This is a genomic window from Variovorax sp. PBL-E5, assembly GCF_901827185.1.
Classification (GTDB): Bacteria; Pseudomonadota; Gammaproteobacteria; order Burkholderiales; family Burkholderiaceae_C; genus Variovorax.
Genome location: NZ_LR594671.1, coordinates 3,972,479 through 3,992,283, shown reverse-complemented (window position 1 = coordinate 3,992,283; position 19,805 = coordinate 3,972,479). Strand labels below are relative to the sequence as shown.

Sequence of the window (19,805 nt, the reverse complement as noted above, 5' to 3'; positions counted from 1 at the left end):
GATGCCCAAGGAGACAGACACCATGCACCGCCGCGCGCACTTTCCCGCTTTGTCGATCGCACCGCTGGCCGCGGCGAGCCTGCTTCTGTGCCATTGCATGGGCGCCGCGGCGCAGCAGGCCGCGGCCGGCGATCTGGCCACCATCAACGTCGTCGCGCCCGCGCCGCTGCCCGGCCTCGACGTGCCGCGCGATCAGGTTCCGTCCAACGTCCAGACGGCGACCGATGCAGACCTCGACCGCCTGCATTCGCTCGACCTGTCGAGCTACCTGACGCGCGCCCTGGGCGGCGTGACGGTCAACGAGACGCAGGGCAATCCGTTCCAGCCCGACATCAACTACCGCGGCTTCACCGCCTCGCCGCTGCTGGGAACGCCCCAGGGCCTGTCGGTGTTCATGGACGGCGTGCGGCTGAACCAGCCCTTCGGCGATGTGGTGAGCTGGGATCTCGTGCCGCGCTCGGCCATCTCGTCGATCGCGCTCATGCCGGGGAGCAATCCGCTGTTCGGCCTCAACACCCTGGGCGGTGCGCTGGCGATACAGACCAAGGACGGTCTTCATGACCCCGGGACTTCGGTGCAGGTGCTCGGCGGCTCCTACGGCCGTGTCGCAGCCGAGTTCGAGACCGGCGGCAGCAATGCGCAGAGCGGGATGAACTGGTTCGTCACGGGCAACCGCTTCCACGAGCAGGGATGGCGCGCCGCGTCGCCTTCCGACCTGAGCCAGCTCTTCGCCAAGATCGGCCACACCACGCGCGACGGCAGCATCTCGCTGACCGCGGCATTGGCCGACAACAAGCTCACCGGCAACGGCGCGCAGGAGCAGGGTGCGTTGCAGCGCGACTGGGCCAGCGTCCGCACGGTGCCCGATACCACGCGCAACAGGTCGCTCTTCCTGAACCTGGCGGCGATGCAGGCGCTGAGCGACACGGTGACGCTGTCGGGCAACGCCTACTACCGCAACATCAGGACGAGCACCTTCAACGGCGATGTCAACGACGACGCTTCCCGCGAGTCGGTCTATCAGCCCAGCGCGGCCGAGCGCGCCGCGCTGGCCGGCGCGGGTTTCGTCGGCTACCCGACCAGCGGCGCGAGTGCTGCCAACACACCCTTCCCGAAATGGCGCTGCATCGCCGATGCGCTGCTGAACACAGAGCCGAACGAGAAATGCAATGGCCTCATCAACCGCACCGAGACCCGGCAGAGCAACTACGGCCTGGCCGGCCAGCTCTCGGCGCAGCTGAGCACCGGCGGCCTTCAGCATCTCGTGGTCGTGGGCGCGGCCTACGACGCGAGCCGCGTGCGCTTCGGGCAGAGCACGCAGTTCGGCTACCTCAACCCCGATCGCACGATCACGCCGGTGTTCGGCCCCGGCGCATTCGCCGATGGCACGCAGGATTCCGAGAACGCCTTCGACGCGCGCGTTGCGCTGTCGAGCCGGTCGAGCACCCGCAGCGTCTATGCCAGCGACGCGATCGAATTGGACCCGCGGACGCACCTGACACTGTCGGGCCGCTACAACCGCGCGTCGGTGACCAACGTCGATGGCATCAACCCCGGCGGCGGACCGGGCTCGCTGGACGGCGCCTACACCTTCAGCCGCTTCAACCCGGCCGTCGGCTTGAGCTTCGCGCCGAGCACGGCGGTCACGCTGTATGCCGGCATCAACCAGGGCAGCCGCGCACCGACCGCGATCGAACTGGGTTGCGCCGATCCGGCCAGCCCGTGCAAGCTGCCCAACGCCTTCGCCGGCGATCCGCCGCTCAAGCAGGTCGTCACGACGACTTTCGAGGCCGGCATTCGCGGCGTCGCGAAGCCGGACCTGGCGTGGAACCTCGGCGTGTTCCGCTCCGACAATCGCAACGACCTGCTCTTCGTGGCCGATGACTCCAGCGGCTTCGGCTACTTCAAGAACTTCGGCAAGACGCGGCGCCAGGGCATCGAGATGGGCCTGCATGCCAGGCCGATCGGCGGCCTGACCGTGGGCGGCAACCTGACGCTGCTCGATGCCACCTACCGCAGTGCCGAGACCATCGGCGGCTCGGGCAACAGCAGCAACGACCAGGCGATGGCCGGCGCTCCCGGCACCGGCGGCAACATCCAGATCCGCCCCGGCGACCGCATCCCGATGCTGCCGCGGCAGGTCCTCAAGCTCTATGCGGACTATGAGCCCAACATGCAGTGGCGCATCGGCCTCGACATGACCGCGTCGAGCAGCTCTTCGCTGCGCGGCAACGAGAACGGCCAGCAGCAGCCCGATGGCGTCTACTACACCGGATCGGGACGCAGCGCGGGCTACGCGGTGTGGAATCTCGGCGTGGACTACAAGCCGCGGCCCGGGCTGAAGTTCTTCGTGCAGGTCACCAACCTGCTGGACCGCAAGTACACGACCGGCGGCCAGCTCGGCACCAACGGCTTCACGCCCCGCGGCGGCTACATCGCGCGCGCGCTGCCGCAGAACGCGAACGGCGACTATCCGGTGGCCAGCTCGAGCCTGCTGTCGCCCGGTGCGCCGCGCACCGTCTGGGTCGGCCTGCGCTACAGCTTCGGCGCCTGAAGGGCCGGCTCAGGCCCGGTCGAGCTGCAGGCCGGCCGTGGCTTCCCAGCGGCCGGCCTTGTCGACCCACAGCACGTCGACCTTCCACTGGTGCGCGAGTGCGCGCGCCCGCGAAGGCCCGGCCACGAAGAACACCTTGGTCAGCGCATCGGCCATGGCGCCGGTGTCGGCGGCGACCGTCACGGCCGACAGGTCCGGCGGCGAATAGCCGGTGTGCGGGTCGAAGATGTGGTGGTGGCGATGGTCGGCGCTGAAGGTGGTGAGGTTGTCGGCCGAAGTCGCCACGCAGCGTCCGTCCGTCAGCAGCCGCGCGATCAGCGCGGATTCCTCGTGCGGGTCGGCGATGCCGAGCGACCACGGCCGCGCCTCGCGGTCGTGCCCGAGCGGCGCGAATTCGCCCGCGTCCACCAATGCGTGGCGAATGCCATGGGATGCGAGCACCTGTCGCACGTGGTCGGCGGCGTAGCCCTGCGCGATGCCGTTGAGCGTGGCGCCCATGCCGGGCGCGTCGAAACGGATGGCCCGAGGCCCGACGTCGAGACTGCGCCAGTCGACCTTCGCGCGCGCAGCCTCCACGTCCTGCCGCGCGGGCAGGCGGCCTGCGCGCTGTGCCGCCTCGAAGGCCTCCCACAGCGGCTGCACGGTGACGTCGAACGCGCCGTCGCTGTCGCGCGAGACGGCGTGCGCGACGCGCAGGATGTCGCTCAGCTCCGCAGGCGGCGCGAGCAGCTTGCCCTCGCGGTTCAGGCGCGACAGCGCGCTCGCGGGATCGAACAGGCTCATCTGCGTTTCGATGCGGCGCAGCGCGGCCACGCCGGCGTCCAGCGCGCGGTCGAGGGTGTCTTGCGATTCGTGCCCGGCCTGCAGGCTCAGCGTGGTGCCGAAACCCAGCATGGCGCGCCGCCCCCAGCGCAGCGCGCTGACCGCCGGCGCGAGGCCCGACAGGCCCGCCATCGCGCCGAGGCCCAGCGTCGCGCGCAGCAGCCGGCGCCGTTTCATGCCGTGCCTCCGGCGGCCGCGGGCAGCGGGCGGATCGCGATCACGCGATCGCGCCGCCTCGCGATCAAGGGCGCGCAGCGTTCCGCGCTGTCGTGGATCGAAACGCAGTCCAGGCATTGGAAGCATTCCTCGTAGACGATCGCGCCGCCGGGCTTGATCGCCTGGTACTCGCAGCGATGGCGACAGGTCTGGCATGGCGTGCCGCATTCGCTGCGGCGTGGAATCCATTTCAGCAGCCGCACGCGCCCGAGCAGGCCGAGGCCCGCGCCGAGCGGGCACAGGTAGCGGCAGAAGCCCTTGTAGAGAAAGGCGTTCGCCAGCACCAGCCCCGCGGCCCATGCCACGTAAGGCCACGAGCGCACGAAGTTCAGCGTGATCGCGGTCTTGAAGGGCTCGACTTCCACCGCGCGGTCGGTCCAGGCCGGCGAGCCCGCGGCCAGCACGACGATGACGGCGAGCACGCCGTACTTGAGCAGCTTGAGCCGGACATCGAGGTCGCGGTGCAGCCTGATGCGCCGGATGCCGATTCGCCGCGTCAGCTGACCCGCCAGCTCCTGCATCGCGCCGAAGGGACACAGCCATCCGCAGAAGGTGCCGCGTCCCCACACCACCAGCGTCGCCGCGGCGAAGGCCCACAGTGCCACGGTCATCGGGTCGTAGAGGAAGAAGGCCAGGTCGCGCTTCGCCACGAGGGCCTGAATCGCCGCCGTGATGTTGACGATCGACAGTTGCCCTTGCGCGAACCAGCCGATGAAGACGAGCGTGAAGACCAGGTAGCCGGTGCGAAAGCGCGCCAGCCGCGACGGCGTGGCGACGATCCACTTCGGCCGCGCCAGCACCAGCGTCAGCAAGGCCAGCGCGGCCGCCAGCACCGCGAGCTCCCAGGCCCGCGCGCGCCAGATGCCGTGCCAGCCCTTGCTGTCGGTGTCGGGCCGCAGCACCTGGCCGGGTGGCAGCGTGTACGGCACCGCGAAGCTCCGGCTCACGTGCTCCGGGTAGACCATGCCCTTGTCGCGCGTCACGCGCAGTGCGAAGTCCAGCGCATGGGCCGGGTCGAGGCCCGCCGGGCCGATCACGCGGAAGACCTTGGCATCGGCACGCCGCAGCGCGGCCGGCAGCCGGAACGGATCGTCCAGGTCGAGATCGCGCAGTTCGATCGGCAGCTCGCCCTGCTTCAGCGTCAGACGGTCCGGCACCGCGCCGCGCACGAACTTGTCGCCGACGAAGGTGTACGGCCCGGTCGCGATCACGAGCAGCGCATGGTCGCCGTCGTCGATGCGGCCGAGCAGATGCTGCCAGCCGAAGTCCGACAGCAGGTTGCGGCCGACCACGGGCGCGTTCAGGTAGGCGACATACAGCTCGCAGAAGCTGTCGTCGGCGCTGCCTGCGACCGGCGCCTCGACGCCGCTGCCCGCAAAGGCCCGCTCGACGGTGCCGCGTGCAAGCCGCACGCGTTGCACGAGGCCGGCCTTCAGGAGCGCATCCCAATCCATCGGCGCGTAGGTGTCGCGCCGCACGCGTGCGACGAGCTCGGGATCGCGTCCCGCCGCAAAGCCGAGCTTGGCGCGCGCGACCCGCAGCGCGGCCGACAGCAGGCTCTGGTTGAGGATGCGAACCGACGCGGTGGCCTTGGCAACGCCGTCGATGTAGACGTTGGCGCTTGCGTGTTCCTCGCCGCGGTTGGCGTTGGAGCCGATATTGATGTTCTGCTGCAGCGAGAGGCCCTTGTACTGGTCGGCAAAGCGCAACAGCGGCACCTCGCCGAGCCCTTCGAGGAACACCGGCTCGTGGTGCGACAGCACATGCACGTCGAGGAAGGTGCCCTTGGGGTCCAGCGCGACGAGCAGATTGAGCGGCGTGCCCGAAAAGCCCGGGATCGGCGCGAAGTCGACCGACTCGAAGACATAGCCGATGAGTGCGGTCGCGGTCGCATCCTGCTTGAAGATCGGCCAGACCGGCAACTGCGTGTCCTTCTCGCCCACCATCAGCGGCGAGGGAAAGCGCGCCTGCAATGCGGTCCGCGTCATCACGCCTGCCTGTGCACCGCCTGCCAGGCCGAGTGCCATCGCGAGCAGCAAGCGCAGCAGCCACTGCATGGCCGTCACGCGCCTGCGGGCGCGAGGCCCAGCCGTTCCACCGTGCGCCGTTCGGCCGCATACACCTCGCGCATGCTGCGGCCGTAGTCGGCGCTGTCGAGGTAGGCGACCTCCTGGTCGTACTTCGCCAGTTCGGCGATGTGCGCGGGGTCGAACAGCGCAGCCTTGAAGGCATCGTGGAGCCGCCGCACGATTGGCGTCGGCACGCCGCGCGGACCGGCCAGGCCATAAGGGGACATCGCGACGATGTCGTAGCCCAGTTCGCGCATCGTCGGCACATCGGGCCAGCGTTTCGTTCGCGCCGCGCCGAAAGTCGCCAGCAGGCGCAGGCAGCCGGAGTCGACGAAGGGCGCGAAGCCATTGGAATTGACGCCGGCCATGACCTGCTCCGAGGAGACCGCGATCATCTGCTCGGCCGTGCCCTTGTACGGCACGTGGATGAAGTCCAGCCCGTGCCTGGCGAACAGCGTGTCGAGCACCACGTGCGGCGTGGTGCCGACGCCGTTGGTGGCGATGGTCAGCCGCCCCGGCTGCGCTGCCGCGAAGGCCAGCAGGTCGGCCACGCTGCGGAACGGGCTGCCCGTGGGCACGAGCAGGCCGAAGGTCACGCCGCTGACCTGCAGGATCGGCGTCGTGTCCCGGACCGGATCCCAGCTCAGCTTCTGCGTGTAGGGCGCGCGGAACACCGGCTGCGGCATCTGCGCCAGCGTGTAGCCGTCGGGTGCGGCCTGCTGCAGGATCGGCATGGCGAGCGTGCCGCCTGCGCCACCGCGGTTCTCGATCAGCACGCGCTGGCCCAGCCGACGGCCCGCGAGTTCGGCCAGCAGACGCAGCGTGAGATCGGTGCCGCCGCCGGCGGTCCAGGGCACCCACAGCATCAAGGGCCGTTGCGGGAACGGCTTGTCGTCGCCCGGCTGCGCGCGCACCCACGCGGCGCCCGCGGCAGCCGCCATCGCGGCCGCTGCGCGCAGCGCGCCGCGCCGCGTCGTCATGCGCTGCCCCGCTGCGTCAGGCCGCCGAAGCCGCGCTGCGGGTCGTAGCCCCAGCAGGCCAGCGTGAAGCACAGCGCCAGCGTGGTCAGCACCACCAGCGGCGCCATGCCGGGGTCCTTGCCATAGAGCGCGAAGCGGATCCACTCGACCGCATGGGTGAACGGATTGAACTGCGCCACGCGCCACACCCAGGTCGCGCCCGACTCCTCGAGCTTCCACAGCGGATAGAGGGCCGTGGACAGGAAGTACATCGGAAAGATCACGAAGTTCATCGTGCCGGCGAAGTTCTCGAGCTGCTTCACATACACCGACAGCAGCAGCCCGAGCGACGCCAGCATCAGCGCCGACGCGAGCGTCGCGGCCAGCGCATGCGCGACCGCCAGCGGCGCCATCGGCAGCGTGGTGCCGAGCAGTGCGGCGATCGCCACGAAGGCCAGCACCTGCACCAGGCTCAGCAGGGCGGTGGCGAGCATCTTCGACAGCAGCAGCCACCAGCGCGGCAGCGGCGCGGTCAGCAGCAGCCGCATCAGGCCCATCTCGCGGTCGTACACCATGGCGAGCGAGGACTGCATGCCGTTGAACAGCAGCACCATGCCGATCAGGCCCGGCGCGATGTAGATGTCGTAGGGAATGTAGGTGTCGTAGGGCTCGACGATCGCCACGCCGAACACATTGCGAAAGCCGGCCGCGAACACCGCCAGCCACAGCACCGGCCGTACCAGCGCCGAGACGAGCCGCGCCTTCTGCTGCCAGAACTTGACGAGCTCGCGCATGACGATGGCGCGCAGCGCCTGCATCGCATGCCCGATGCCGAGCCTGCGTGCGGCCGGCTTCATGGCGCGCCCTTGCACGGCGATTCGGCCGCGTCGGTGCCGAGCGTGTCGAGCGTGTTCTTCGGATGCATGACGCCGTCGACCGGTGCGATGCCGACCACTGCGACGCCATCCGTGAGCAGCATCGGCTGGCGAAGCTGGTGATCCCAGGCGCGAAAGCTCAGGCGCACGCCCTTGAAGCCGTCCAGCGCAAAGTCGGGTCGGCCGAGCGCAGCGCTCAGGTGCGCGGCCGTGGGTGCGGCGGGCTGCTCCAGCGCGGCCTGCAGCAGGGCCTTGGCCGCGATGTAGGCGGCCCAGTCGGTGCCCGTCATCGGGCGCCGCGCGGCGCGCGCGAAGCGGCGTTCGAGCTGGGGTGCGCCATAGCGCTCGAAGTGCGGCGCCCATGCCTCGGCCGCCATGCCGGCGTCGCCGACCACCGGGCGCGGCAGTGCGATGCGGTACGGCAGCGTGCGGGCGAACTCGCCGTCGCTGTCGACCACCCAGACCACGTCGTAGTCGCCGCCCGCCGCCGCGGCGCCGGTCAGCAGCAGCGGGTTGGCGAGGTCGCGCTCGCGCGGGTCGGCCGAGAGCCTGAAGGTCTTTGCCGCCACCTGCTTCAACCCGTAGCGCTTGATGGCGGACTGCGCCAGCGCAAGGCGATTCGCATCGTCCGGGCCCGGGCCGGACAGCAGCAGCACGCGCGCCCAGCGCCGCACGAGCAGGGCTTGCGCGAGCGCGTCCGCACGCATGCGGTCGCTCGGCAGCGTGTGGAACAGATGGGCCTTGCAGACCTGTTGCCGCGGTGCATCGGCGCTGTCGCCGGCGTTCATCAGCGGCATCGTGGCGGCCGCCGCGGCGCCGGCAATCCAGGCGGCCGGCAGGTCGAGCACCGCGCCCGATGCGCCGGCCTTCTCGAGCTGGCGCAGCTGCGCCGCCGCATCGTCCGCGTTGCGCGCGTCGCGCACATCGAGGCCGACGCGCAGCCCCGCCGCATCGAGTTCGAACCGGCTCTCCTTGACCGCCATGTCGACCGCATCGCGCAGCCGGCCGCCCGGCTGGCCGGGATAGGCGAGGGCCGCGCGTTGCGGCGCCAGCCGATCGTCGTCCGCGCGCTGCACGATGCCGAGCGTCAAGCTCGCGGCCGGGGCGGCAAGGCTCATCGCCGCCGCTGCCGCCGCGGTGGCCCGGCGGAGCAGGCGGGCATCAATCATCGATCACCACGGTGTGCGGCACGCGGCCCACGGCGATGGTCTTGAGCGGCTTCGCGGTCGCGGTGTCCACCACCGTCATGTCGTCCGAGAGGCCATTGACCACGAAGAGCCGCGAGCCGTCGCGGCTGACCGCCAGGCCCCAGGCGCGCTTGCCCACCAGCGCGAGCGCCGTGGTCTTGCGCGTCGCCACGTCGACGAAGGCCACGTGGTTGGCGCGGCCGAGTCCGACATACATCGTCCGGCCGTCGCGCGACAGCGCGATGCCGACGGGCGTGATGTCGTCCGCACGCATGCCCTTGACCTCGAAGGCCACGGTGGCCAGCACCTTCAGCTCGCGGGTCGAGATGACGCTGACGCTGCTGCCCAGTTCGTTGGTCACCCAGAGCTCGCTGCCGTCGGCCGAGAAGGCGAAGCGGCGCGGCCGCCGGCCGACCGGGATGTTCTTGACGACCTTCAGCGTGGCGGTGTCGATCACGTGGACCCTGTTCGCGACCTCGGAGCTCACGTACACCCGCTGGCCGTCGGGCGAGACCTTCACGCCTTCGGGCTCCTTGCCCACGGGGATGCTGCCGACCTGCTTCTTCGATGCGAGGTCGAACACGTTGAGCGCGCCGTCGTCCTCCGCCGAGACGAAGGCCGTTCGCCCGTCGGCCGACAGGTCGAACACTTCGGGGTCGTCGCCCAGCGGCACCTTGCCCAGAGACTTGCGCGTCGCCAGGTCGATGATGTCGGCACGCCCCGAATCGCTGCAGGCCACCATGAGCTGCGCGTCGCCGTGGAGGCGCTGCATGTGGCGCGGGCGCCGGCAGGTCGGGATGACGCCGACGACGGCCAGGGTCGCCAGATCGACCATCGTGATGGCATGGTCCTTCTCGCTCGACACGAAGGCCAGATGGCTGTCCCTGGCCATGGCGGGCGCTGCCAGCAGCGCGGCTGCTGTCAGCAGGAGGGGGAGGGTGATCCGGTTCATCGCGTGGCTTTCAGGAAGGCGGCTTCGAGCGTCGCGCCGCCCAGCGTCGCGGTGACGGTGGCGGGCGTGCCGTCGGCCAGCAGCCGCCCGCGGTGCAGCACCAGCACGCGGTCGGCGTTCTCGGCTTCGGAGACCAGGTGGGTCGCCCACAGCACCGTGACGCCGCGCCGGCGCACTTCGTCCTGCAGGCCGTCGATGAGGTCGCGGCGCGACTTCGGGTCGAGGCCCGCCGTGGCCTCGTCCATGAGCAGGAGGTCCGGGCGATGCAGCAGCGCGCGCACCAGCTCGACCTTGCGGCGGTTGCCGCCGGAGAGCTCGCGCACCTGGCGCTGCATGTCGGCGATCAGGCCGAAGCGCGCCGCCTCGAACGCGATGCGTTCGCGCGACGCGTGGAACGACAGCCCCTGCAGGTCGGCATGGAACTGCAGGTTGCGTGCAATGCTCAGGTCGAGGTCGAGCGACTGCTGCTGGAACACCACGCCGATGTGCGCGAGCGCGCGGCGCGCATCCGTGCGCATGGAAAGGCCCGCCACCTCGACATCGCCCTCGTCCGCCGCGAAGAGGCCCGTCAGCACCTGGAACAGCGTGGACTTGCCCGCCCCGTTGGGCCCCAGCAGCACCACGAAGCCGCCACGCGCGATCGTCACGCTGAGCGCATCCAGCGCGACCCGCGCGCCGTAGCGTTGCGTCAGGCCGGCGATCTTCAGCATGGGGTGCTGCTCGCGGCGCCGAGGGCGAGCGAGTTCTCGTCGCTGCGGTAGACCAGGCCCGCGTTGCGTCCCGCGCCGGGAACGAAGCGCAGCGGCTGCGCCGGCACGCCGTGCTGCGCGGCCTGCGCGCGATCGGCTTCGGCGCCGCGCAGGATGTCGTCGATGCGGCCGCGGTGCTCGCTCTTCGGGCACACCGGGTCGGTGGCCGCCGCATCGCCCGTCACCAGGAAGGCCTGGCAGCGACAGCCGCCGAAGTCGTGGTGGCGGTCCTCGCAAGTGCCGCAGGTCGCGTTCATCCAGGCCTGGCCGCGGTAGCGGTTGAACGCCTCGCTGCCGTGCCAGGCCTCGCTCACCGACATGTCGCGCAGGTTCGGCAGCGCGGGGCCGGGCAGCATGCGCGCGCTGTGGCACGGCATGGCGACGCCATCCGGCGCCACCACCATGAAGACCGCGCCCCAGCCTGCCATGCACGGCTTGGGCCTGGCGTCTGCGTAGTCGGGCGACACCCACAGCACCTTCATGCGGCTGGCGAGCCGCTCGCGGTGAGCCCGGACCACGGCCTCGGCCTGGCGCAACTCGTCCACCGTGGGCATCAGCGCCGCACGGTTGAGCCAGGCCCAGCCGTAGTACTGCGTGTTGGCGAGCTCGAGGTAGTCGGCGCCCATGCGCTCGGCCATGTCGATGATGCGGTCGACATGCTGCAGGTTGTGGCGGTGCATCACGCAGTTCAGCACCATGGGGTAGCCCTCGGCCTTGATGAGGGCAGCCGCCTTCGACTTGAGTTCGAAGGTCCGGGTGGAGCTGATGAAGTCGTTGAGCTCCCGCGTCGAGTCCTGGAACGAGAGCTGGATGTGGTCGAGGCCGGCCGCCTTCAAGGCCCTGGCACGTGCGCCCGTGAGTCCCACGCCCGAGGTGATGAGGTTGCTGTAGAAGCCGAGCTGGCGGGCGTGTGCGACGAGTTCCTCGAGGTCGTCGCGCACGAGCGGCTCGCCGCCCGAGAAGCCGAGCTGCACGGCGCCGAGTGCGCGCGCCTCGGCGAGCACGCGCTTCCAGTCGGCGGTCGCGAGCTCGCTGTCGTGCCGCGCATAGGCGACGGGGTTCGAGCAGAACACGCAGTGCAGCGGACATCGGTAGGTCAGCTCCGCCAGCAGCCAGAGGGGTGGGCGCCCGGCGCCCTGGGCATTCGGTGCCATGGCCTTGCCTATTGCAGCCAGCCGTGCTGCAGCGCCTGGCTCAGGAACACCATCACGTCGTCATGCAGCGAGGTCTGCGCGAACGCCCGCTCCAGCTCGGCGACGATGTCGTCCACCGTGCGCCGCCCGTCGCAGCGCCGCAGGATCTCCGCGGCCGGCGTGTTGAGCCGCACCATGCCTTCGGGGTACAGCAGCACCCAGCTGTCCTGCGCCGGCTCGAACTGCATCCGGAACAGGGCCGACATGCGCGGGCGGGCATCGGGCGCGATCATGGGCGTTGCGCCATCGGCATGTCGTCGGGAAAGCCGCGCTCGATCGCGTCGAGCATCGACCACAGGATGTCGAGCTTGAACTGCAGGATCGCGATCGCGCGCTCCTGCCTTGCCCGCGTGGTGCACCAGCGCCGCGCGACTTCGAGGCCGTGCTCGACGTCGCGCGTGGCCAGCGGTATGCGGCTGCGGAAGTAGGCCAGGCCCTCGGTGCCGATCCACGGGTAGAGCGTGGGCCAGGCCGCGAGCCGATCGGCGTGGATCTTCGGCGCGAACATCTCGGTGAGCGACGAGATGGCTGCTTCCTCCCAGGGGCGCTGGCGCGCGAAGTTGACGTAGGCATCGACGGCGAAGCGCACGCCGGGCTGCACATGGCGGTGCGACGAGAGGTCCTGCGGGTCCAGGCCCACGGCGGTGCCGAGGCGGCTCCAGGCCTCGATGCCGCCGGCGTCGTCGCCCGCGAACCCGTCGCGCCCGTCGTGGTCGAGGATGCGCAATATCCAGCGCCTGCGCTCCGCGCGGTCGCTGCAGTTCGACATGACGGCCGCGTCCTTCCGCGGGATGTTGACCTGGTAGTAGAAACGGTTGGCGACCCAGGCGCGAACCTGGAACGGCTGCAGCTCGCCGCGGTTCAGGCGCAGGTTGAACCGGTGGTGGATGTGGTAGCGCGACTCGCAGGCGCGCAGGCGCGCTTCGAACTCGTCGAAGGCCCACAGGCGCTGGAGCTCGTCCCGCGCCGATTCGCGCGATGGCGCGTGGCCGATGCTGTCGGCGATCACAGCGTGATCTCCATGCCGTCGTAGGCGACTTCGATGCCGTGGCCGTCGAGCACGCGGCGCTGCTCGCTCGCCTCGTCGAGGATCGGGTTGCTGTTGTTGATGTGGATCAGCACCTTGCGCCGCGCAGCCGTGGCCAGCATCACGTCGACCATGCCGATGCGCGTGGCGTTGCCGGTCTGCGGCAGGTGACCCATGTCGCTGGCGGTCTTCTGGCTGAGCCCGGCGTGTTGCATCTCGTTCTCGGCCCAGAAGGTGCCGTCGACCAGCAGGCAGTCGGCATCGCTCATCCATTGCAGTTCCTGCTCGCCGACTTCCGCGAGGCCCGGCGAATAGAACATGCGCCGGCCGTCGTCGAGGTCTTCGATCAGGAGCGCGATGTTGTCGCCGACCGTTTGTTCGCGGCGGTGCGGAGAGTAGGGCGGCGCCTTGCCCGGAATGGCCACGGCCGTGAAGCGCAAGGACGCAAAGCCGTCGATCGTGAAAGTGGCGCTGGTCTGCGTGCCGGCCACCGCCAGCATGTGCCAGTGCGTGCCGCAATAGTGCTCGAGCACGCTGAGCACCGGGAAGACCGTGGTCAGGTCTTCGAACACGCAGGGTGTGGCGTAGACATCGATGCACGGCCCTTCGCGCATGCCGAGCAGGCCGGTGACGTGGTCGATCTGCGCGTCCATCAGCACCACCGCCTTGATCGGCGTGTCGCGCAGGCCATGGCGCGGGTGCAGTTGCGCGTGGTTGCGGATCTGCTGGCCGATGTCGGGTGATGCATTGAGCAGCACCCATGACTCGCCATCGGCGGACACGGCGATCGAACTCTGCGTGCGGGCATGCGCGCTGAGTTCGCCCTGCCGCTGGCCGGCGCACAGCCTGCAGTTGCAATTCCATTGCGGAAAACCGCCGCCGGCGCCGGATCCGAGCACGAGTATTTTCATGGGGAAGGAATGGGGGACTGGCGTCAATGCGGCGAAGCGCCGCGCTGCCGCCAGGTTGCGGGAATTCAGCGATTCGAGATGTACATCGTGATCTCGAAGCCGAAGCGCATGTCTTCAAAAGCGGGTTGTGACCATTGCATGGAGTCTCCTTGAGGGCAGAACAGGTCCGGGCGGAATTGCCTTGGTGGACCCGTGCTGTTCCGCAAATCGCATGCCCGAGGCGATGCGCTCCGGAATGGGCGAAAGATTCGGGATTGCCCCTAGGCGAAGAGGCCTCCGGCGTGCGGATTCGGCGTCAGGGCAGCGCCGGCGCGGGGCGCCAGCGGACAGTGCTCCAGGACGGTACAGCGCCGTGCGACGCTGACACAGGGAATTCCCTTGGGGAGGAGGGCCTCAGTCGCCCTTGGTCCAGCGCAGCTTGCGGTAGATGGTGTTGCGGCTGATGCCCAGGCGTTTGGAGGCGACGGAGATGTTGCCGTTCGCGGCCGAGAGGGCGCTGCGGATCATGTCGATCTCGGCCTCGCCGAGGGTGCGCAGGGCCGCGGCTTCGGGCACGGCCGGCAGCGGTGCCGGCGTGTTCGATGCATCGATCGGGCGATCGGCGCCCGTCGCCGGATGCGCCAGGGGCGCATCGGCCACGGGCGGCGCGGTGCGCGCGGCCATCGCCGGCATGGCGGAGGGTGTCTCCATGGCGGGCCGCGCGCGCCGGACGTCCTCGAGGAAATCGTCGGACAGATGCTGCTCCGCGATCTGGCCTTCGCCCGCGGCCATCACGACGGCCGTGCGCAGCACGTTCGCCAGCTGGCGCACGTTGCCGGGCCATGCGTAGGCGTTGAAGAGCGCCATCACCGCGGCGCTGATCTCGGGCGTGCCATGCGGGCACTCGCTCAGCAGGATGCGCCGCGCCACCACGCCGAGGTCGCAGCGCTCGCGCAGCGCGGGCAGCCGCACCACGAGGCCGTTGAGGCGGTAGTACAGGTCTTCGCGGAAGGTTCCGGCCTCGATCATGTCGCGCAGGTTGCGGTGCGTGGCGCCGATGACCGCGATGTCCACCGGAATGGACTTGAGGCTGCCCAGCGGCGTCACGTTGCGCTCCTGCAGGGCGCGCAGCAGCCGCGCCTGCAGGGCCAGCGGCATGTCGCCGATCTCGTCGAGGAACAGCGTGCCGCCGTTGGCCTGCACGATGCGCCCCACCGAGCCCTTGCGGCGTGCGCCGGTGAAGGCGCCGTCCTCATAGCCGAAGAGTTCGGCTTCGATCAGCGACTCGGGGATGGATGCGCAGTTGACCGCCACGAAGGGCTGCTTGGCGCGGTTCGAATCCTGATGCACGGCGCGCGCAAGGAGCTCCTTGCCGGTGCCTGTCTCGCCGAGGATCAGCAGCGGAATGTCGCGGTTGATGACGCGCTGCACTTTCTGCACCATGGCCGCGATCTGCGGATCGCCCGTGTTGAGGTAGTGCAGACCCGAGAACAGCGTGCCCTGCGCGCACTGGGCCGCGCCGCCGGCGAGCGTGGCGACAGGCTGCCTGGCCGCGTCGGCGGCGGGGGACGCGTCGGTGACGGTCTGGGAGAAGAGCGGCTTCAGCACCATCGAACGCTGCGGCCCGTTGAAACGGGCGCTGACGTGGAACTGCCGCCCGCTGGCGAGGCTGACCGCCATGGGCGTGGGCAGCGGCGCGCGGAAATGGTCGAAGACGGCGGGCGCCGTGATGCCGAACAGGCTGGTGAGACTGTGCATCCGCAGGGCCGCGCTGCTCATGTCGAGCTGGTCGAGCGCGCTGCGGTTGGCGCCGAGAATCTTGCCGTCGACACCGACGACGATGATGCCTTCGAGCAGCGTGCCGATGAATTCCACGCGGCTGTGGAAGTGCAGCCGCAGGCGGTTGCCGTAGTCGTCCGACAGCCACTGGTTCTCGATCATGCGCGCCGACATGCGCACCAGGCCCATGGTGTGCTGGTGGTACGAGCGCTGGTCGCCGGTCACGTCGAGCACGCCGAGCATGTTGCCGCGCGGATCGAAGATCGGCGCCGCCGAGCAGGTGAGGAAGTTGTTGGCGTGGATGAAGTGTTCCCCGCCATGGACGACGGTGGGCGTTTCCTCGAACAGCGCCGTGCCGATGGCATTCGTGCCCTTCGAGTGCTCGGCCCAGTTGACCCCGGGCGACAGCGCGACCTTGTCCGCGCGCTGCAGGAACTTGTCGTCGCCGACCGAGTGCAGGATGGTGCCGGTGACGTCGGCCAGCACGATCATGCTTTCGGTGTCGACGATCTGCTCGAAGAGCATTTCCATGACCGGCGCCGCATGCGTGAAGAGACGCTGGTTGCGTTCGCGCGCCACCGCGAGGTCGCCGCGCATCAGGGGTTCGAAGTCCGGCCGTTCGACGCGGGTCAGGCCGAGCGCCGAACACCGTTGGTGCCATTGCTGGATCAACTCGGTTCGCTGCGGCTGCGGGAACGGAAGTGCCGCTGGCGTGGTCCAGGTGCGGCCGGTCGTGGCCAGGGCGCGCTGGTGGGATTCAACCATCTTTCTGTCTCCTCACTGCTTCTATCCGAGCAGGTTGTCTTGACGAAAACCCCTGTCACACCGCCTCGATGTGCTTCGTTCTGGTACACGGGGCGCCGGCCCTCGCCGTCCCATGCCGCCCTGACGCCCGCGAGGATGCCATACACATGGCCGCCGGCGCTTTGATTTGGCGCAGTACCGGGGCATGTTAGGCAATTTATGTTCCCGCTTGCAACAGCCTGGCGGTGGCACAGCGATTGCGAACCCGTCGATGTTTTTACTTCTACTTGACGGAGACCTTACATGACGAGTTTCGATCCGCGCGCCGCGCGAAAGGCCGGCATCCTGCTGGCGGCTGCGATATGCATGACAGGCGCCGGCGTCGCCTGGTCGCACGGCGACGTGACGCCGCAGGCTGTCGATACCTCCACGCTGCCCAAGCTCGGGACGGACTGGCGCGCCGAGAACCCGTTCCGAGGCAACGATGCGGCCATCAAGGTCGGAACCTCCGCTTACAACCAGAACTGCGCACGCTGCCACGGCATCGAGGCGATCTCCGGCGGCATCGCCCCCGATCTGCGCAAGCTCGACAACGATTGCGCGCCGCTCAAGGATGCGGCACGCAAGACGGCCTGCGTGAAGGAGATGGATGACTACTTCCTGACCACCGTGCGCCATGGCCGCACGCGCAACGGTGCCGTCTACATGCCGCCGTTCGAAGGCGTGATGAACCAGGAAGCCATCTGGTCGATCAAGGCCTACCTCGAAACGCGGCGCGACAAGCCGCTGTAGGGAGCGACGATGCGCACCCCACATTCATCGCGCCGCGATTGCCTGCGCTGGCTCGGCGCCGTCGGCGCGGCGGGCCTGGCCGGCATGCCGCTGGCTTCGGACGCCGCGCCGCTGGACCGCATCCGCGAGCGCGGGACGCTGACCGTGGCCGTCTACCAGGACATGCCGCCCTTTCACGTGGAGGGCAAGGGCATCGATGTCGACCTGGCGCAGGCGCTGGCGGATTCGCTGGGCGTCAAGCTCTCGCTGCTGCCCTTCCTGGCCGACGAGAACATGGGCGACGACCTGCGCAACATGGTCTGGCGCGGCCACTACCTCGGCTACGGGCCGGCCGACGTGCTGCTGCACGTGCCGGTCGACCGGCCGCTGATGGACGAGACGCCGCAGGCCAACATCTTCGCGCCCTACTACCGCGAGCGCGTCGTGCTGGCGCGGCAGCTCGATCGCCTGCCGCAGGTGGACACGCTCTCGGCATTGGGCGATGCGAAGGTGGCGGTGTCGGGGCAGACGCTGGCGGGCTGGCTGATGATCGGCGCCGACGGCGGTGCCTACCGCAACCAGCTCAACACGCAATGGAAGGACGGCGCCGCAGCGGCGCGCGCCCTGCAGCGTGGCGAGGTGGCCGCCGCCGCGGGCCTTGCCTCGGAAATGGAATCGGTGCTGCGCGGCGACGCCCGCTTCGCCATCGGCCCGCTGCCGTCGCCGCGCGCCCGGCGCAACGGCTGGGCGGTGGGCATGGCCGTGAAGAAAGACGCCACCGATCTGGCCCGGGCGCTGCAGGCCGGCATCAACGAGCTGGCGACCAGCGGGCGGCTGCGCAGGATGTTCGAAAGCGCCAACGTCTCCTGGCAGGCGCCCTGAGGCCCGAGGCCCGGATGACCGCGGGGCCGGCTACGGCCGGCCCTGTGCTTCCAGCACTTGCCACTCCGCATCCTCGTAAAGCCGCGAGCGGGTCAGGAAGCGCAGGCCCGTCGGACGTTCGAGCGAGAACATGCCGCCGTTGCCCGGCACCGCATCGATGATCAGGTGCGTGTGCTCCCAGTACTCGAACTGCGAGCGGCTCATGTAGAAGGGTGTGTCCGCGATCTCGCCGAGGCAGACGTCGGCGTCGCCCGTGATGAACTCGCCCAGGCCGAAGCACATCGGCGCGCTGCCGTCGCAGCAGCCGCCGGACTGGTGGAACATCAAGGGGCCATGCTCGGCACGCAGGCGCTCGATGAGCGCCTGCGCGGCCGGCGTCACGGACACGCGACGGACCACCGCGGCCGGCGCCGCGTCGGTGTTTCGCGTGTCGGGCATCGCTGCCTCGCTCAGAAGAAGCCCAGCTTGTTCGGGCTGTAGCTCACCAGCAGGTTCTTGGTCTGCTGGTAGTGGTCGAGCATCATCTTGTGGTTCTCGCGACCGATGCCCGATTGCTTGTAGCCGCCGAAGGCTGCGTGGGCCGGGTACTGGTGGTAGCAGTTGGTCCACACGCGGCCGGCCTGGATGCCGCGGCCCATGCGGAACGCGCGTGCGCCGTCGCGGCTCCAGACGCCGGCGCCCAGACCGTAGAGCGTGTCGTTGGCGATCTCGAGCGCTTCCTCCTCGGTCTTGAATGTCGTCACCGAGAGCACGGGGCCGAAGATCTCTTCCTGGAAGATGCGCATCTTGTTGTGACCCTTGAACACGGTCGGCTTGATGTAGTAGCCGGCGGCCAGTTCGCCGCTCTTCATGTTGCGTTCGCCGCCGGTCAGGCACTGCGCGCCTTCCTGCTTGCCGAGGTCGATGTACGACAGGATCTTCTCCATCTGTTCCTGCGAAGCCTGCGCGCCGAGCATGGTGGCCGTGTCGAGAGGGTGGCCTTGGGTGATGGCTTCGACGCGCCGAAGCGCGCGTTCCATGAAGCGGTCGTAGATGGACTCCTGGATCAGCGCGCGGCTCGGGCAGGTGCACACCTCGCCCTGGTTCAGCGCGAACATCGCGAAGCCTTCGAGTGCCTTGTCGAAGAAGGCATCGTCGGCCGACAGCACGTCCTCGAAGAAGATGTTGGGCGACTTGCCGCCCAGCTCCAGCGTGACGGGGATCAGGTTCTGGCTGGCGTACTGCGAGATCAGGCGGCCGGTGGTGGTCTCGCCGGTGAAGGCGATCTTGGCGATGCGGCTGCTGGAGGCGAGCGGCTTGCCCGCTTCGAGGCCGAAGCCATTCACCACGTTGAGCACGCCGGGAGGCAACAGGTCGCCGATGATTTCGATCAACACCAGGATGGACGCAGGCGTCTGCTCCGCCGGCTTGAGCACCACGCAGTTGCCGGCGGCCAGCGCCGGCGCAAGCTTCCACACCGCCATGAGGATCGGGAAGTTCCACGGAATGATCTGGCCCACCACGCCGAGCGGCTCATGGAAGTGATAGGCATAGGTCTCGTGGTCGATCTCGCTGATGCCGCCTTCCTGCGCACGAACGCACGACGCGAAGTAGCGGAAGTGGTCGATGGCCAGCGGCATGTCGGCGGCCATGGTTTCGCGCAGCGGCTTGCCGTTGTCGAGCGTCTCGGCCACGGCCAGCGTCTGCAGGTTCTGCTCCATGCGGTCGGCGATCTTCAGCAGGATGTTGGCGCGCTCGGTGGTCGACGTACGGCCCCATGCGGCCTTGGCCTTGTGCGCGGCATCGAGTGCGGCTTCGATGTCCTTCGCGTTCGAGCGCGGAATGCTCGTGAAGGCCTGGCCCGTGACCGGTGTCAGGTTGTCGAAGTACTGGCCGTCGATCGGCGCCACCCACTGGCCGCCGATGTAGTTGCCGTATTGCTTCTTGAAGGGGTTCGCAATACCGAGATTGCGCATTTCTGCCATGTCCATGAATCATCTCCGTTGAAGTTGAGGAAGAACGCATGGACTTCTTCGCAATCCTCGGACCAGCGGACGCCATCGCGTGCCAGGCAAGGCAAGTCCTTGTCGGCAAAGGATTTGTCGATGGGAGCGCACAAGCGCGACGTGCCAGTGATGCGCGGTGCGCTGTGTCGGA

The 19,805-nt window shown here is 69.2% G+C and carries 18 protein-coding genes; 3 read left to right on the top strand and 15 right to left on the bottom strand.

Annotated features, from left to right (window positions below):
• The first annotated feature begins 1 nt into the window (after position 1).
• Positions 2-2,554 (top strand): TonB-dependent receptor, encoded by a 2,553-nt coding sequence (locus tag WDLP6_RS19440; protein WP_232077128.1) that lies wholly within the window; start codon positions 2-4, stop codon positions 2,552-2,554.
• Positions 2,555-2,563: 9 nt separating this feature from the next.
• On the opposite strand, the gene WDLP6_RS19435 is transcribed toward WDLP6_RS19440, so the two are convergent.
• The 13 genes from WDLP6_RS19435 to WDLP6_RS19375 form a co-directional block, all read right to left on the bottom strand.
• Positions 2,564-3,553, bottom strand: coding sequence for an FAD:protein FMN transferase (locus tag WDLP6_RS19435; RefSeq protein ID WP_162593676.1), 990 nt, complete (start codon positions 3,551-3,553; stop codon positions 2,564-2,566).
• Complete coding sequence (locus tag WDLP6_RS19430) at positions 3,550-5,649, bottom strand: 4Fe-4S binding protein (RefSeq protein WP_162593675.1); 2,100 nt, start codon at positions 5,647-5,649, stop codon at positions 3,550-3,552. Before WDLP6_RS19430 ends, WDLP6_RS19435 begins: the two co-directional genes overlap by 4 nt.
• A gap of 5 nt (positions 5,650-5,654) precedes the next feature.
• A complete protein-coding gene (locus WDLP6_RS19425) occupies positions 5,655-6,641 on the bottom strand; it encodes a tripartite tricarboxylate transporter substrate binding protein (RefSeq protein ID WP_162593674.1) in 987 nt (328 codons plus the stop codon).
• Positions 6,638-7,477, bottom strand: coding sequence for an ABC transporter permease (locus tag WDLP6_RS19420; RefSeq protein WP_162593673.1), 840 nt, complete (start codon positions 7,475-7,477; stop codon positions 6,638-6,640). The genes WDLP6_RS19425 and WDLP6_RS19420 overlap by 4 nt, the downstream gene beginning before the upstream one ends.
• Positions 7,474-8,613, bottom strand: a complete 1,140-nt coding sequence (locus WDLP6_RS19415; protein WP_232077126.1) for a branched-chain amino acid ABC transporter substrate-binding protein — start codon at positions 8,611-8,613, stop codon at positions 7,474-7,476. The genes WDLP6_RS19420 and WDLP6_RS19415 overlap by 4 nt, the downstream gene beginning before the upstream one ends.
• 43 nt (positions 8,614-8,656) lie before the next feature.
• On the bottom strand, positions 8,657-9,634 hold the full coding sequence (locus WDLP6_RS19410; protein WP_162593671.1) for a PQQ-dependent catabolism-associated beta-propeller protein: 978 nt from the start codon (positions 9,632-9,634) through the stop codon (positions 8,657-8,659).
• The gene (locus WDLP6_RS19405) at positions 9,631-10,344 is read right to left on the bottom strand and encodes an ATP-binding cassette domain-containing protein (RefSeq protein ID WP_162593670.1); all 714 of its coding nucleotides are present in this window, start codon (positions 10,342-10,344) and stop codon (positions 9,631-9,633) included. Before WDLP6_RS19405 ends, WDLP6_RS19410 begins: the two co-directional genes overlap by 4 nt.
• Positions 10,338-11,537: a pyrroloquinoline quinone biosynthesis protein PqqE gene (pqqE, locus tag WDLP6_RS19400; RefSeq protein WP_162593669.1), complete on the bottom strand. Its 1,200-nt coding sequence runs from the start codon at positions 11,535-11,537 to the stop codon at positions 10,338-10,340. The genes WDLP6_RS19405 and pqqE overlap by 7 nt, the downstream gene beginning before the upstream one ends.
• Positions 11,538-11,545: 8 nt before the next feature.
• Positions 11,546-11,809 carry a pyrroloquinoline quinone biosynthesis peptide chaperone PqqD gene (gene pqqD, locus WDLP6_RS19395; protein ID WP_162593668.1) on the bottom strand — a complete coding sequence of 88 codons (264 nt, stop codon included), beginning with the start codon at positions 11,807-11,809 and terminating at the stop codon, positions 11,546-11,548.
• A complete protein-coding gene (pqqC, locus tag WDLP6_RS19390) occupies positions 11,806-12,570 on the bottom strand; it encodes a pyrroloquinoline-quinone synthase PqqC (RefSeq protein WP_162595161.1) in 765 nt (254 codons plus the stop codon). The genes pqqD and pqqC overlap by 4 nt, the downstream gene beginning before the upstream one ends.
• An 11-nt stretch (positions 12,571-12,581) precedes the next feature.
• Positions 12,582-13,514 (bottom strand): pyrroloquinoline quinone biosynthesis protein PqqB, encoded by a 933-nt coding sequence (gene pqqB, locus WDLP6_RS19385; RefSeq protein ID WP_162593667.1) that lies wholly within the window; start codon positions 13,512-13,514, stop codon positions 12,582-12,584.
• A 65-nt stretch (positions 13,515-13,579) separates the two neighbouring features.
• Positions 13,580-13,654 (bottom strand): pyrroloquinoline quinone precursor peptide PqqA, encoded by a 75-nt coding sequence (gene pqqA / locus WDLP6_RS35510; protein ID WP_139191749.1) that lies wholly within the window; start codon positions 13,652-13,654, stop codon positions 13,580-13,582.
• A gap of 253 nt (positions 13,655-13,907) precedes the next feature.
• Positions 13,908-16,037: a sigma-54-dependent Fis family transcriptional regulator gene (locus tag WDLP6_RS19375; protein WP_162593666.1), complete on the bottom strand. Its 2,130-nt coding sequence runs from the start codon at positions 16,035-16,037 to the stop codon at positions 13,908-13,910.
• Between the two features lie 282 nt (positions 16,038-16,319).
• On the opposite strand from WDLP6_RS19375, the gene pedF reads away from it, so the two are divergent.
• Both pedF and WDLP6_RS19365 read left to right on the top strand, forming a co-directional pair.
• A complete protein-coding gene (gene pedF, locus WDLP6_RS19370; protein ID WP_162593665.1) occupies positions 16,320-16,808 on the top strand; it encodes a cytochrome c-550 PedF in 489 nt (162 codons plus the stop codon).
• A gap of 9 nt (positions 16,809-16,817) precedes the next feature.
• Entirely contained in the window at positions 16,818-17,669 is an 852-nt protein-coding gene (locus WDLP6_RS19365; RefSeq protein ID WP_162593664.1) for a substrate-binding periplasmic protein, read from the top strand.
• 30 nt (positions 17,670-17,699) lie between these two features.
• Here the strand turns inward: WDLP6_RS19365 and WDLP6_RS19360 are convergent, their stop codons facing one another.
• Both WDLP6_RS19360 and adh read right to left on the bottom strand, forming a co-directional pair.
• Positions 17,700-18,107: a DUF779 domain-containing protein gene (locus tag WDLP6_RS19360; RefSeq protein WP_162593663.1), complete on the bottom strand. Its 408-nt coding sequence runs from the start codon at positions 18,105-18,107 to the stop codon at positions 17,700-17,702.
• Between the two features lie 11 nt (positions 18,108-18,118).
• A complete protein-coding gene (gene adh / locus WDLP6_RS19355) occupies positions 18,119-19,639 on the bottom strand; it encodes an aldehyde dehydrogenase (protein ID WP_162593662.1) in 1,521 nt (506 codons plus the stop codon).
• Positions 19,640-19,805: the final 166 nt, after the last annotated feature.